The organism is Ruegeria sp. CH11 (genome assembly GCF_056537105.1).
In genome coordinates, this window is record NZ_JBQFQX010000004.1 from 77,480 (window position 1) to 91,686 (window position 14,207).

The 14,207-nt window shown below is 59.6% G+C and carries 15 protein-coding genes; 7 read left to right on the top strand and 8 right to left on the bottom strand.

Annotated elements, in window-relative coordinates; translation table 11 throughout:
- Positions 1–147: 147 nt before the first annotated feature.
- From ACR0LX_RS08225 to ACR0LX_RS08235, 3 genes are all read right to left on the bottom strand, one after another.
- On the bottom strand, positions 148–813 hold the full coding sequence (locus tag ACR0LX_RS08225; protein WP_480783280.1) for a hypothetical protein: 666 nt from the start codon (positions 811–813) through the stop codon (positions 148–150).
- On the bottom strand, positions 806–2,605 hold the full coding sequence (gene lepA, locus ACR0LX_RS08230) for a translation elongation factor 4 (RefSeq protein WP_480783281.1): 1,800 nt from the start codon (positions 2,603–2,605) through the stop codon (positions 806–808). Before lepA ends, ACR0LX_RS08225 begins: the two co-directional genes overlap by 8 nt.
- Positions 2,606–2,732: 127 nt before the next feature.
- Positions 2,733–3,263 carry a hypothetical protein gene (locus ACR0LX_RS08235; protein ID WP_480783282.1) on the bottom strand — a complete coding sequence of 177 codons (531 nt, stop codon included), beginning with the start codon at positions 3,261–3,263 and terminating at the stop codon, positions 2,733–2,735.
- A gap of 266 nt (positions 3,264–3,529) precedes the next feature.
- Between ACR0LX_RS08235 and ACR0LX_RS08240 the strand changes: the two genes are divergently transcribed.
- Both ACR0LX_RS08240 and ACR0LX_RS08245 read left to right on the top strand, forming a co-directional pair.
- Positions 3,530–3,838 (top strand): hypothetical protein, encoded by a 309-nt coding sequence (locus ACR0LX_RS08240; RefSeq protein WP_480783283.1) that lies wholly within the window; start codon positions 3,530–3,532, stop codon positions 3,836–3,838.
- Between the two features lie 65 nt (positions 3,839–3,903).
- Entirely contained in the window at positions 3,904–4,845 is a 942-nt protein-coding gene (locus ACR0LX_RS08245; RefSeq protein ID WP_480783284.1) for a LysR family transcriptional regulator, read from the top strand.
- On the opposite strand, the gene ACR0LX_RS08250 is transcribed toward ACR0LX_RS08245, so the two are convergent.
- Positions 4,842–5,285, bottom strand: a complete 444-nt coding sequence (locus ACR0LX_RS08250) for a low molecular weight protein-tyrosine-phosphatase (protein WP_480783285.1) — start codon at positions 5,283–5,285, stop codon at positions 4,842–4,844. The two genes, ACR0LX_RS08245 and ACR0LX_RS08250, sit on opposite strands and share 4 nt — an antisense overlap.
- 28 nt (positions 5,286–5,313) lie before the next feature.
- Between ACR0LX_RS08250 and ACR0LX_RS08255 the strand changes: the two genes are divergently transcribed.
- Both ACR0LX_RS08255 and ACR0LX_RS08260 read left to right on the top strand, forming a co-directional pair.
- A complete protein-coding gene (locus ACR0LX_RS08255) occupies positions 5,314–6,009 on the top strand; it encodes an NAD-dependent deacylase (protein WP_480783534.1) in 696 nt (231 codons plus the stop codon).
- A gap of 56 nt (positions 6,010–6,065) precedes the next feature.
- The gene (locus ACR0LX_RS08260) at positions 6,066–6,674 is read left to right on the top strand and encodes an HdeD family acid-resistance protein (protein ID WP_480783286.1); all 609 of its coding nucleotides are present in this window, start codon (positions 6,066–6,068) and stop codon (positions 6,672–6,674) included.
- Positions 6,675–6,758: 84 nt separating this feature from the next.
- Here the strand turns inward: ACR0LX_RS08260 and ACR0LX_RS08265 are convergent, their stop codons facing one another.
- The 4 genes from ACR0LX_RS08265 to meaB form a co-directional block, all read right to left on the bottom strand.
- Positions 6,759–7,220: a copper chaperone PCu(A)C gene (locus ACR0LX_RS08265; RefSeq protein WP_480783287.1), complete on the bottom strand. Its 462-nt coding sequence runs from the start codon at positions 7,218–7,220 to the stop codon at positions 6,759–6,761.
- Between the two features lie 45 nt (positions 7,221–7,265).
- Entirely contained in the window at positions 7,266–7,616 is a 351-nt protein-coding gene (locus ACR0LX_RS08270; protein WP_480783288.1) for a hypothetical protein, read from the bottom strand.
- 393 nt (positions 7,617–8,009) lie between these two features.
- Entirely contained in the window at positions 8,010–8,297 is a 288-nt protein-coding gene (gene rpmB / locus ACR0LX_RS08275; RefSeq protein ID WP_480783289.1) for a 50S ribosomal protein L28, read from the bottom strand.
- 231 nt (positions 8,298–8,528) lie between these two features.
- Positions 8,529–9,500, bottom strand: a complete 972-nt coding sequence (meaB, locus tag ACR0LX_RS08280; protein ID WP_480783290.1) for a methylmalonyl Co-A mutase-associated GTPase MeaB — start codon at positions 9,498–9,500, stop codon at positions 8,529–8,531.
- Positions 9,501–9,630: 130 nt separating this feature from the next.
- On the opposite strand from meaB, the gene hrpB reads away from it, so the two are divergent.
- From hrpB to ACR0LX_RS08295, 3 genes are all read left to right on the top strand, one after another.
- Entirely contained in the window at positions 9,631–12,081 is a 2,451-nt protein-coding gene (hrpB, locus tag ACR0LX_RS08285; protein WP_480783535.1) for an ATP-dependent helicase HrpB, read from the top strand.
- Between the two features lie 100 nt (positions 12,082–12,181).
- Positions 12,182–12,640, top strand: coding sequence for an NUDIX hydrolase (locus ACR0LX_RS08290; RefSeq protein ID WP_480783291.1), 459 nt, complete (start codon positions 12,182–12,184; stop codon positions 12,638–12,640).
- 85 nt (positions 12,641–12,725) lie between these two features.
- Positions 12,726–14,204, top strand: coding sequence for an inorganic phosphate transporter (locus ACR0LX_RS08295; protein ID WP_480783292.1), 1,479 nt, complete (start codon positions 12,726–12,728; stop codon positions 14,202–14,204).
- Positions 14,205–14,207: the final 3 nt, after the last annotated feature.

Consider the following 14,207-nt stretch of genomic DNA (forward strand, 5'->3'; position numbering starts at 1 on the left):
GTTTGCTCAGCAGATCTGAGGGCAGCGCCGGCCCGAGGGGTGGCGCAAACGCGCCGCCCCATGGGGGCGGGTCGGCGCGGCCCGGCGGTGCCGCCGGGCGGGTGCTTCAACGTTTAGAAATCGGCCCTCAGAGTTTAACCCATTTCACTACCGATTCTGGAATTCAAACCAACTGACGGGTAGCAGAGGCTCGTTCAGGGCTTCTGGCACGAGTTTATGAATAGCAGTACACAACGAAGTCAACTTTTCCCACGCATCGTAAGCATAGTCATTGGCGACACGTGAGTTGGAAAACAGTCGATCATATTCTTCTTGAGAAGTAATCATCCTTGGCTTGAAGCCAGTCCTCCAAACTCCGGCAATTACATCTGAATCTGCATGCAAACTAACATAGTCGTTGAATACACTTAGGCTTGAACAAAAAGCTTCAAGCTTGGCTTCCAAAATTTTGTTTTGAAAAACGAACTGCTGTGTTTCCCTTCTATTCAAAAAGCGTCTAACCAAACTGTAGTAGTCTTCAATCAAAAACTGAAAGGTGTCATGCTTTTCAAGTAGAACGCGAAGCTCTTCGGGCTGCATCCTCAGTAGATCACGTGCATTCCTAACATCATTTGGGGAAGCGGGGAGCGGCGCCGCCTCCTCGCTCGTTTTGATTTCTGTAAAAACCCAAAACACAAGTGCCACTGCAAATGCGAATAATGGTTCTGGATCCAAGACTTCTAGCAAGTCTTCTGGCCATAACAACCAGATCAAGGTGCCAAGCGTAGATAGTCCCGCTCCAATTCTAGCCAGTGTTTGTGTATATCTAGCCATCCATTTTAAGCGCCGAAATAAATGCCTCCTGAGGAATATCCACCTTCCCGAACTGGCGCATCTTTTTCTTACCCGCCTTCTGCTTGTCCAGCAGTTTGCGTTTCCGCGTGGCGTCGCCTCCGTAGCATTTGGCGGTCACGTCCTTGCGCAAGGCCGAGAGGGTCTCGCGTGCGATGACCTTGCCTCCGATGGCGGCCTGGATCGGGATTTTGAACATATGGCGCGGGATCAGGTCTTTGAGCTTTTCGCACATCGCCCGGCCCCGCATCTCGGCCCGGTCGCGGTGGACCATGGTTGACAGGGCGTCAACGGGTTCGTCATTCACCAGCACCGACATCTTGACCAGATTATCCTCGGTATAACCGGTCATCTGGTAGTCAAAGCTGGCGTAACCTTTTGTTACCGATTTCAGGCGATCATAGAAATCGAACACAACTTCGTTGAGGGGAAGGTCATAGACAACCATCGCGCGTGAACCCGCATAGGTCAGGTCCATCTGGATGCCACGGCGGTCCTGGCACAGTTTCAGCACGTCGCCCAGATATTCGTCCGGCACCAAGATGGTCGCCTTGATGCGCGGCTCCTCTATATGGTCGACCTTGGAGGGGTCGGGCATGTCGGCGGGATTGTGCAGCTCGATCATCTCGCCGTCTTTCATGTAGACGTGATAGATCACCGACGGCGCGGTGGTGATCAGCTCGATATCATATTCGCGTTCGATGCGGTCTCGGATGACCTCAAGATGCAGAAGCCCGAGGAAGCCGCAGCGGAAGCCAAAGCCCAGCGCGGCTGAGGTTTCCATTTCGAACGAGAATGAGGCGTCGTTCAGGGCCAGCTTGTCAATCGCATCGCGCAGGTCTTCGAATTCTGAACTGTCCACGGGGAAGAGACCACAGAACACCACCGGCTGCGCGGGTTTGAAGCCGTCCAGCGCGTCCTCGGTGCCGTTGCGGTCATTGGTGATGGTGTCACCGACGCGGGTGTCGCGGACCTGTTTGATCGAAGCCGTCAGGAAGCCGATTTCACCGGGGCCGAGGCTATCGACCATCTCCATCTCGGGGCGGAAGACGCCGACGCGGTCCACATGGTGCAGGGTGTTGTTCGACATGAACTTGACCCGCACCCCCTTTTTCAACGTGCCGTCCATGATGCGGACCAGAACGATCACGCCGAGGTACGCGTCGTACCACGAATCCACCAGCATCGCCTTGAGCGGCGCGTCGAGATTGCCCTGCGGTGCAGGCAGTTGCTGCACGATAGCCTCAAGCGTTTCGTGGATACCCTGCCCCGTCTTGGCGCTGACCTGAATGGCGTCGGTGGCGTCGATCCCGATCACATCCTCGATCTGTTCGGCCACGCGGTCACAATCCGACGCGGGCAAGTCGATCTTGTTGAGCACCGGCACGATCTCATGATCCGCGTCGATGGCCTGATAGACGTTGGCCAGCGTCTGCGCCTCGACCCCCTGGGTCGAGTCCACAACCAGCAGAGAGCCCTCGACCGCGCGCATGGACCGGCTGACCTCATAGGCAAAGTCCACGTGGCCGGGGGTGTCGATCAGGTTCAGCACATACGCCTCACCATTGTCGGCGGTATAGTCGATGCGGACCGTGTTGGCCTTGATGGTGATGCCGCGCTCGCGCTCGATATCCATGCTGTCGAGCAGCTGTTCCTTCATGTCGCGATCCTTGACCGTTCCGGTCTCTTGGATGAGCCGGTCAGCAAGGGTGGATTTGCCATGGTCGATATGCGCGACGATGGAGAAATTGCGGATATGAGCGAGGTCTGTCATGGGTTGGGGATATGTAGAGGAATCGTGGGTTGGTCAAGGTGGGTTCGCACGAGAAGATTATCACGCTAGAATTCGCAACGGACGTTTAAACTAGCCGTTTCCGCATCAACCCCCGAGTTAGAATAGTTTAAGAGATTGGTTCACAATCCGACGCCAATTTGTAGTTTGTCTGTCGGTCGGCAGCGCCGCTCCAATCTGGCCTCAAAATGAGTTCGCTTAGTAGTGGAGCATGGCAGCTGGTATCCCTCGAATAGAATTTTCGGCGATCAACCACATAGACTGGAAACTGCGTATCATCACCTTCGAATTCTACCGAGACCACCGTCATGAAAGGGTGTTCGCCTCGGTTAGGAAGAATGTCCCTGCTGAAACCGAACCGATTGAACAAGTCGAGATCAAATGCGTCTTGTTGCTCGTCAACGAGGATCAGCAACATATCAAAGTCTGAAAGGTCCACTGAGGGATAGCTGAAATCAATTTTTTCATCGACATCAATTGCCCTGACTTCTTGGATTAGTTGTTGAGTTATCCCCGTAACGAGCACTCTGACAGGTCGATCCAACGCGTCGGCCCGATCCTGAGCGAATGATTGCGCTGCAGATCCGACGAAACACACCAGAATCGCAGCAAAGAAGCTTCTAATTTTCTTCAATTTCACGCACTCTTTCGCATCGAAGGCCTGAGTTGTTCAGCACCTTAAACCCTTGGGTCGATCAGGCAAGCGGCGTCGCCAAATCCTCGTCGATTTGTATGAGCTTCGGCCAGTGCCGGGCCGAAGCCCGACCTACGGTGTGGGGTGTTTCTGACTCGGGTAATCACTTTTTCGCACCACATGATTGATCCGTTAACCAGTTTGATTCATACTCCGCCGCAGACCGAGAGGGGCGTCAGACCCGTCCGGGCAGGCAAAAACGAGGCATGGGCATGAAAAATCTCATACTTTTAGCATTTTGCGCCGCGTCGATGGTGGCGGTGCAGCAACCGGCTGAGGCGGCGCAGATCAAGCGGGCGTGTTTGGCGTCGGATCGCTCGGCGGCGACGCGGGATCGGTGCAATTGCATCCAGCGGGTCGCCAATCAGGCCCTCACCCGCAGCGATCAGAAGACCGTGGCCAAGTGGTTCAGTGACCCGCATCAGGCGCAGGAGTTGAAGATGTCGCAGACCGCGCGCGATGATGCGCTGTGGGATCGGTATCAGAACTTTGGCCAGATGGCGCAGGCGATCTGCAGCTAACCCCCGTCAGTCCTTGACCTGACCCGTCCTGCGCCCCAGAAAAGGCGCAGCGAAAGGTGTGTGCAATGGTGATGAAAGGGCTGACCCTGCGGGGCCTTGAGGTGTTTGAGGCGTTGGCGCGGACGGGATCGGTGGCGCAGGCGGCCGAGATCACCGGGCTCAGCCAACCGTCGGTCAGCCAGCAGTTGCGCAACCTCGAAAACGCACTGGGCACCGATCTGGTCGATCACGGGCGGCGGCCGATGCGGCTGACCCAAGCCGGTCGCAGCTTTCTGGCCCGCGCCGAGACGGTCCTATCCGAGTTGCAGATGGCCCAGAGCGAACTGACGGTCATGGACCTTGGGCATCTGACCACGCTTTCGATCGGTCTGATCGACGATTTCGACAATGACCTGACCCCTCGGCTGGCGACATTGCTGGCCGACAGTCTGACGCGATCAAAGTTCAAGCTGATCACCCTGCCCAGTCTGGACCTGTTCGCCGAACTAGAAGCGCAGCGCCTGCATATGGCGGTTTCTGCCCATTCCGGAGAATTGCTCGAAGGTGTCGTTGAATACCCGCTGGTGCAGGATCCGTTCATCCTTGTGGCCCCGAAGGGGATAGATGACCCGACCCGTGCCCTGCCCTTTTTGCGTTATGCCCGAGAACAGTTAATCAGCCGCCAAATCGAAGCGCATCTGGCCCGTCAGCAACTGGAGTTCGAGGAACGGTTCGAAATCGGCTCGCATCTGGCGCTGATGGCGATGGTTGCGCGCGGTCTCGGGTGGGCGATCACCACTCCGCTCGGCTACATGCGGGCCGCCCGATTCCATGACGGGCTCACGGCCCACCCCGCGCCATTTGGGGCGTTTTCCAGAACCATTTCCCTGTTTACCCGCTCGGACTGGTCCGATCAGGTTCCGCAAGAGGTCGCCGGCATGATGCGACGGTTGATGAAAAGCCAAATCGTCGATCCGGCGGTTTCGCAATTGCCCTGGCTGAGCCAGGAACTGAAAGTCATGACCTAAGTGTTCAGATGCGCGATCAGGCCGATCACCGCGTCTTCGATCAGGTCTAGTGCACCGTCGAAATCCCGCGTGTAATACGGGTCGGGCACGTGATCGACGCCCAGGTGCGGCGCGAACTCGGTCAGCACCCGCACCGGGGTCGCGTTGCCGGATGGGCGCAAGGCCTCGATATTGGCCAGATTGTCCGCGTCCATTCCTATGATCAGATCGAACCGTTCGAAATCGTCAGGCGAAAGTTGCCGCGCGCGCAAACTGCTTAGGTCAATGCCACGGTCCTTCGCTGCCCGTTGCATCGGGCCGTAAGGCGGGTTCCCGACATGCCAGCCGGCAGTTCCGGCGCTGTCGGCAGCATGTTGCGGAGCGCGGGCGCGAAAAACGCCCTCGGCGCTGGGAGAACGGCAGATGTTGCCCAAACAGACAAAGAGGATACGCTGGGTCATGAGCCAAGCTGTACCGCACGGAGCGGAGATGGGAAAGATTGTCATTCTGACCGGGGCCGGAATCTCGGCTGAAAGCGGTCTGGGCACGTTCCGCGACGAAGGCGGACTCTGGGCGCAACACCGGATCGAGGATGTCGCCACGCCCAAAGGGTTTGCCCGCGACCCGGACCTGGTCCACCGCTTTTACAATGCGCGCCGATTACAGGCCGCCGCAGCACATCCGAATGCCGCCCATCGTGCACTGGCCCGGCTACAGCGCGACTGGCCTGATGACGTGGTTATCGTGACCCAGAATGTCGACTCCTTGCACGAGGCCGGAGGGGCCCGCGACGTCATTCACATGCACGGCACTCTGGCCGGTGCATTATGCGCCCAATGCGGTCACCGCTGGGCATCAGCCCTGGAGATGACACCAACCGATCCCTGCCCCGCCTGCGGCCAACCCGCTGTGCGGCCGGATGTGGTCTGGTTTGGCGAAATGCCTTATTTCATGGATGAAATTTATGACCACCTGTCGACAGCTCAGATCTTCGCGGCGATCGGAACATCCGGTCAGGTTTATCCTGCTGCCGCCTTTGTGCATGAGGCAAAGGCGATCGGGGCGGAAACCGTCGAACTGAACCTTGAAGCCTCCGAGGGCACCCCTGCTTTCGGCGAAACCATCCTTGGTCCGGCCACCAGCATCGTACCCCAGTGGGTCGAAGACCTTCTACACCGGAGATGAAGACAGTAGATCACAAATCCGGCTAATCTGACCCTAAGGCAAACTGAGAGAGAGCAATGACAGATCAGGATCCCATTTCCGGCGAAATCTTGGATGAGGACAGCATGCAGGGGCGCGATGCGCTTGGAGCGCAATTATCAGACCTTTGGTGGACCTTCCTGATCCGGGGTATTCTGGCGGCCTGCGTCGGAATCGCGGCCCTGTTCTGGCCAAGCGGCAGCATCGCGATGCTGCTGCGTCTGGTCGGGCTGTTGCTGATCATGGATGGCGGCCTGACCTTGCTGGGATTTGGACGCCGCGGGCTGGTCGGCGGCGCCGGGATCGGAGCGGTTCTGATCGGCCTGGTGCTGTTGATCTGGCCCGAGGGGACCGCAAAACTGGCGTTTTTCCTGCTGGGAGTCTGGGCATTGATCATCGGGATCGGCTCACTTGCCACCTGGCGGCAAATGCATGACCGCGATCCCCAGCGAAACGCGATGCGTAATTCGGGGTTCGTCGCGCTGGCCATCGGGCTGGTGCTGTTGTTTTCGCCCGGCATCGGCCTATTCGCGCTTGGCTGGGTCATCGCCTTTTCCGCCCTTGCCATGGCGGTTGTCATGTTCTGGCTGACCGCTCGGTTCAAACAGGCCGGGGACAAAGTGGGGATGAAATCAATCAATCGCTGATGGAGGGGTCTGCGGACCAGACCGGGCATTGCCCGGTCTGACGCATGGATGACGGCCGCGACGCGGCCCGAAGACAGGCGTGCTTCAGTGTGAATGCGCGCCGCCTTTGCGCTCAAGATCGACGGGGATTTCGATCTCAACTTCTCCGGCCTGTTCAAAGACCAAAGTCACCGGAATCTTGGCATCCTGCTCAAACGGCTGTTTCAGCCCCATGAACATCACGTGGTCACCGCCGCGCTTCAGCATGTGGGTTTCACCCGCCGGGATCGCGAATCCGTCTTCGACCTGCATCATCTGGGCCACGCCATCAGCGTTCACCTTGTGTGTATGCAACTCGACCCGGTCTGCCACATCTGAGGTTACACCGATCAGTCGATCATCCGTATCGCCGGTGTTGACGATCATCATGAACGCAGCTCCGGCTTTGGCATGTTTGCCTGACGATCTGGCATACGCGTCGTCCACCTTGATCGCGCTTTCGGCGAACGCAGTTGTGGCAAACGTTGCAAAAGCAAGCGTGGCCAAGAGTTTGGGTCTGAAAGTCATCGGAGTTTCTCCTGTATTTCGATTGTGTGTTTCTGAAAGCAAACGTCACAAAAACACAGGAGGAGCCCGCGCCGGGCGTTGCGGGACCGGAGCGGCGATAAGGCTTGCTTGCGCGCGATCCGGCGCAGGCAATGACATTGGGGGCAAGGAGCGCAGGTCAGGTTGAACCGCCAGCAACGCACCTAGAAGCGCGAGCGTATAGTCGGGACAATAATGCGGCGGACGGGTCGGTTGCCCCTGATCGTCATAGTAGACGACTACGGGACCTGTTCCGGTGCACAGCACCATCTTTCCTACAGCGTTGTCTACACCGCGTGAAGCAGCAACGCTCTGCCCGGTCAACCCAAGCAGGGCTGAAAGGGCTAAAGCCACCGTTATGCGCAGGAACCCGGTCATTCTGGGGCCACGTATAGCGTGACGAAAATTCGGCCTTCAAGCGCGTAAATCGAACCCGCGACGATGCGTCAACCATCCATTCCCGGTCGCTTGACCAAATCAACGGTCAAACTGTTATGCCTGCGGTTGACCCTGCGCTGCATCCGCATGAAGGTGTTGAAGTTTCTGCCCAGAAAACTCGGTACAAACAAAAGGATATCAATAACTCTGAAGGGCATTTGTAATTCTCCCCCGTTGGAACACGTGCGAGCTTAACTCATATTCACCAATGTTTATGTGAACAACTTCACTTAACTAGGTCGATTGCGCTCAAATCAGAAACATTGCAAGTGGACAAAAAAAAGCCCCGCGCCAAGTGGCGCAGGGCTTGATCAATTCGAAGCCGGTGAAGACTTAGGCCGAGGCTTGCGCCTTGGCAATTTCTTTCTTCACTTTCAGGGCGTTATCCGACAGCTCTTCGTCCTTGGCTTTGGCCAGGTACGCGTCCAGACCACCGCGGTGGTCGACAGAGCGCAGCGCAGCCGCCGAGATGCGCAGCTTGACGCCACGACCCAGGGTTTCCGACTGCAGGGTGACGTCGTTCAGATTCGGCAGAAAACGACGACGAGTTCTGTTTTTGGCGTGGCTGACATTGTTGCCAGTCATCGGGCCTTTTCCGGTCAGTTCGCAACGGCGCGACATGGTTTCTTCCTTTGTTTCTGGAGGCCAGGTACAGGACCCTCGGCCAAATCACAAGGGGCGCAACCCGAAGTCGCGCCCGAAAACTGGTTGGATGCGTTTAGTGGGAATCGGCGGAAGGGTCAAGACAGCCTGCGCGAATTCTTTGACATTGCTTCTGGGCAGGAATGGCCCGACCGGGCCATGCCTTCGGCGAGAGTATTTTGGAAAAGATGAAGATGCCTGTGCGCATTGTCAGGTCAGGGTCGCCAGCATCTGCTTTGCCGCCAAACTCGGGCTGAGGCGGCCGCTGGTAACTTCGGTGTTCAACCGCTCCAATTCTGCTTTGGCCTGCGCGGTTTCAAGCCGGGCCAAAAGGGTATGGCGAACCTCCTGATCGAACCAGTAGCGTGCCTGGGCTGCTCGGTTTGCATCCCAATGGGCATTTTCCCGACGCCATGTGGTCAGCGCTTGCATTTCAGTCCATGCTGCATCAAGCCCGTGTTCTTCGGCTGCCGAGACGGTCATGGCCTTGGGGAAACCTTCGGGGTCCTGCGGACGTTTGCGCAGCAGCCGCAGCGCACCGGAATAGTCGGCGCAGGTGCGCGTGGCGGTCGCCTTGAGGTCGCCATCGGCCTTGTTGACCAGGATCATGTCGGCCATTTCCATGATGCCGCGTTTGACGCCCTGCAACTCATCCCCGCCTGCAGGGGCGAGCAGAAGCAGGAACAGGTCGGACATTTCGGACACCACGGTCTCGGACTGGCCGACGCCGACGGTTTCGATCAGAACGATGTCAAATCCCGCCGCCTCGCACAGAGCGATCGCCTCTCGCGTGCGGCGCGCCACGCCGCCGAGGTGGCTTTGACTGGGCGACGGGCGGATGAAAGCATTCTTTTCGCGACTCAGACGCTCCATCCTGGTCTTGTCCCCCAGAATCGAACCACCGGACCGGGCTGAGCTTGGGTCAACGGCCAGAACCGCCACACGCAACCCCTGCCCGGTCAGCATCATGCCAAAGCTTTCGATAAACGTAGACTTACCGACGCCGGGCGTGCCGGAGAGGCCAATGCGCAGCGATTGCCGGTTTGCTGCGGCCAGGTACCCCAGCAATGTAGCGGCCTGAGCTCGGTGATCATCCCGCCCGCTTTCGACCAGCGTAATGGCGCGGGCCAGCGCGCGGCGCTCACCCTTCAGTATCCTGTCAGCCAGCTCAGTTATTTCCATGCGCGGTCCCTTACCCGTATTTTGCCTAAATGACGGCGCGAGGCAGGGTTTGTCCAGTACCAAGCGCGGTCAGAGATGCCGCAATGCGCAGGAACTGGACCTTGGCAAGTGGTTGACCGATAAAGCCCACATGACTCGCCTGCCGATCGACGATGCCATTCCCGACCTACTTGCCGCCCTGAAAGCGTCGGGCCGCGCCGTGCTGCAGGCCCCACCCGGCGCGGGAAAAACGACGCGAGTACCGCTGGCCTTGCTTGAGGCGGGGCTATGCGATGGAAAGATCATCATGCTCGAACCCCGACGGCTGGCCGCCCGTGCCGCGGCCGAGCGCATGGCGGACACGCTGGGGCAACGCGCAGGGGAAACCGTCGGGTACCGGGTAAGAGGTGAATCTAAGGTATCCGGGTCGACGCGGATCGAGGTGGTGACCGAGGGCATTCTGACACGGATGCTGCAATCAGACCCGGATCTGCCCGGTGTCGGGGCCGTAATCTTCGACGAATTCCATGAGCGGTCGCTGAATGCGGATCTGGGGCTGGCCCTGTGCCTTGAGGTGACCGAAGCGCTGCGCGATGATCTGGTTCTTCTGGCGATGTCGGCCACGCTCGACGCAGAACCGGTCGGCCAGCTTATGAGCGCACCGTTGGTGACCTCGGAAGGTCGCAGCTTTCCGGTCGAAACGCGCTGGCTTGACCGGCCATTGGGGGCGGATGCACGGCGGTTGGATGCGCTGGTCGATCTTGTAATCCGCGCTGAACGTGAAACCCGTGGAATAAGCGGCGGCATTCTGGTTTTCCTGCCCGGTGAAGGCGAAATTCGGCGGGCTGAGACTGCTCTGTCCGGTCGCCTGCCAGATGATTGCACCTCGCGGCCCTTGTATGGCGCGATGCCGTTTTCCGCCCAGCGTCAGGCAATCGCCCCAGTCGAAAGGGGGCGTAAGATCGTATTGGCTACGTCGATCGCGGAAACGTCGTTGACCATTCCCGACATTCGTGTGGTCGTGGACATGGGACAGGCCCGACGGGCGCGTTTTGATCCGGGTTCGGGCATGTCTCGACTGGTTACCGAACGGGTAACCCGGGCCGAGGCGACGCAACGAGCCGGGCGCGCGGGGCGCGTGGCCAAAGGCCTGTGTTACCGGTTGTGGTCCAGGGGCGAAGACGGTGCGATGGCTGCCTTTCCGCCAGCCGAGATCGAATCGGCGGATCTGACAGGTCTGGCTTTGGAGCTGGCACTTTGGGGCGCCGACGCAGCAGATCTGGCGTTTCTGACGCCCCCGCCCTCGGGATCGATGGCCGAGGCCCGCGCTCTGTTGACCATGTTGGGGGCGTTGGATGTCAGCGCCCGCATCACTGATCATGGTCGTGCATTGGCAAGCCTCCCTCTGCATCCGCGCCTGGGGCATATGCTGCTGACAGCCGGAGAGCAGGCCGCGCCCTTGGCCGCGCTGCTGGCGGAACGCGACCCGTTGAAGGGCGCTCCGACCGATCTGGCGCTGCGCGTCGAGGCGATGCGGGATCGGCGCGCGTATCAGCGAAGCCGCCCATGGCCTGCCAATCCGGCAACACTGGACAGAATCGCGGCAGAAACCAAGCGGTTGCGGAAGCAATCTGGCAAAGCGGCACCCAAAATCTCAGCCGCAGCGATGGTGGCTCTGGCCTATCCCGACCGGATCGGCCAGAGACGGAAAGGCGACACCCCTCGATACGTCCTCTCGGGCGGCAAGGGTGTGGTGCTGGACGCAGGTGACACGCTGGCGGCGGCCCCATACCTGGTGGCACTGGACACAGACGGCAATCCGCGCGAGGCGCGGGTCCGGATGGCCGCACAGATCTCCGAAAGCGAGATTCGCGACCTGTTCGCGGAACGGATCTCGTGGGTCGAAAGTTGCGACTGGTCCAAGCGCGAACGCCGGGTTATCGCCCGGCAGCAAGAGCGGTTTGGCGCGATCACGCTCGACGACCGCATCTGGAAGGACGTGCCACCCGACGCCATCGCGAATGCGATGCTGGACGGCGTTCGTGACCTCGGCTTGCGGCTAGAGGGTGCTGCGACGCGTCTGGCGGCGCGTGTCGAATTGGTTCGGGCCGAAGGGGCTGACCTGCCCGACTTTTCGCCCGAAGGGCTGATGGACGATCTCGAGGAATGGCTGTTGCCCATGCTCCAGAATGTCCGCAGCGCCGAAGACTGGAAGCGTTTTGACCTGCTGCCCGCCTTGAAATCGCGCCTAACCTGGGCGCAGACGAACGAACTGGATCGCCGTGCGCCGGGATCGTTCCAGACACCTTTGGGGCGCAAGGTGCCGATTGATTACAGCAGCTCGGTCCCCGAGATCTCGGTGCGCCTGCAAGAGGTGTTCGGCGTCACGCAGCATCCCACAATCGGAAGAGAACCCCTGAAAATCACGCTTTTGTCGCCAGCGCAAAGACCGATCCAGATCACCCGCGACCTGCCGGGATTCTGGGCCGGGTCTTACGCGGATGTGCGCAAGGATATGCGGGCGCAATATCCCAAACACCCCTGGCCAGAAGATCCGACCCAGGCCGACCCGACCCTGCGCGCCAAACGGCGCGGCAGCTAAAGCTGGCCAGACGCCTCTGCCGACAAACACATTGAGAAACCCGCGCGGCGCACCTATGTAGCCTTGATCCGGGGTTCGACCCCGCAATTAAGGGCTGATTATGGCCAAATGGCTGCGAAATATATGGGAAGAGGTCGCGAGACCTCTGTTTCTGCGCCCCAGGCGGGTACAGTTCGCAGCGCTGTGCACGCGTACCAGAGACGGGCAGCCAGAGGTTCTGTTGATCACCAGCCGTGACACCCGGCGCTGGATCATCCCAAAGGGGTGGCCTATTGACGGGTTGGATGGCGCGGGCACCGCACGGCAGGAAGCCTGGGAAGAGGCCGGCGTGCGCGCCAAAACCGTGGACCCGAACCCGATTGGTCAATTCACCTATGACAAGATCCTCAAAGACGGTTCAGCCCAGCCGGTTCTGACCAATATCTACAAAATCCATGTCGATGAACTGGTCGAGGATTTCCCCGAGGCCGGGCAACGCGACCGCGAATGGATGTCTGCCGCTGAGGCAGCCGAGCGGGTGAACGAGCCCGAATTGCGCGCAGTGCTGCGGCAGATATAGCTGTTTTCGATCACTTTTCCGGCCTCCCCCCTTGTTCTGAAAGTCAAAAGCCGATAGCGCGCGCTGTTTAACACGCACGAACAGTATGACCGACAGATCACCCAGACGGCGCTGGCAGGCACTGGATCGCGACCTGCACCGCATCACCAGTGTCGAACGCGCCAACGCTCATGTCTCCCGCCCTTTGCTGGCGCCGGGTGTTGCCCTTGCGTTCATGGCGCTGGCTGGTTTGCTGGCGGCAGTTTTTTTCGGGCGGGCGGATGGCGGCATGATCGTGGTCGCTGCGGCTGCGTTCGGCGCCTACTTGGCGATCACGATCGGGGCCAATGATGTCGCCAACAACATGGGTCCGGCAGTGGGGTCAAAGGCCCTGACCATGGCTGGGGCCATCGCGATTGCGGCGGTGGCCGAAAGTGCCGGGGCGCTACTGGCCGGTGGCGACGTGGTCACCACGATCTCGCAGGACATCATTGATCCTTCGGCGCTGCGGGACGCAAGCGCACTGATCTGGGCGATGATGGCGGCGCTGATCTCGTCGGCGGTCTGGATCAACGCGGCCACCTGGGTTGGTGCTCCGGTATCGACGACGCATACGGTTGTGGGTGGCGTGATGGGGGCGGGCGTTGCCGCCGCAGGATTTGGCGCAGTCCACTGGAGCACGATGGGAGCGATTGCGACCAGTTGGGTGGTCTCGCCCGTTATGGGGGGCGCGATTGCAGCCGCTTTTCTGGCGCTGATCAAATCGCGCATTCAATACAGGCAGGACAAGATCGCCGCAGCACGGCGCTGGGTTCCGATTTTGGTGGCTGTCATGGCGGGTTCGTTTTCGACCTACCTGGCGATCAAGGCAGCAAATCGCATCATCTACATTTCCCCTGAATTCGCTCTGCTGATCGGCATGGCCTCGGCGGTTGTGGTCTGGGCTGCCACCATCCCCTGGGTACACCACAAATCCAAGGGCATGGAGAACCGTACCAGGTCGCTGAAAGCCCTGTTCGGACTGCCGCTGGTGATCGCTGCCACCTTGCTGAGCTTTGCTCATGGCGCCAATGATGTGGCCAATGCCGTGGGTCCTTTGGCCGCGATCGTCCACGCGACCCAGTCCGGCGGCGTCGCCACGCAAGTTGCGGTTCCCGAATGGGTCATGGTTATCGGGGCGTTCGGCATATCCTTTGGCCTGTTTCTGTTCGGTCCCAAACTGATCCGCATGGTCGGGAACCAGATCACCAAGCTAAATCCGATGCGTGCCTTTTGCGTGGCGCTGTCTACCGCGATTACTGTCATCCTCGCCAGTTGGTTCGGCCTGCCCGTCAGCTCTACCCATATCGCCGTAGGTGCCGTGTTTGGTGTTGGCTTTTTTCGCGAATGGGAAATCGCGCGGCGGCGGGTTCCGCTGCGCCCGCGCCCGGGCACGGACCTGCGTCTGGCACCCGAAGAGTTTCGCCGCCGCAAGCTGGTGCGCCGTTCGCATTTCATGACGATCATAGCCGCCTGGATTGTGACAGTCCCGGCAACAGCAGCAATGTCCGCCCTCATTTTCAAGGTCCTCACAGGCTTCGCCTAAAGG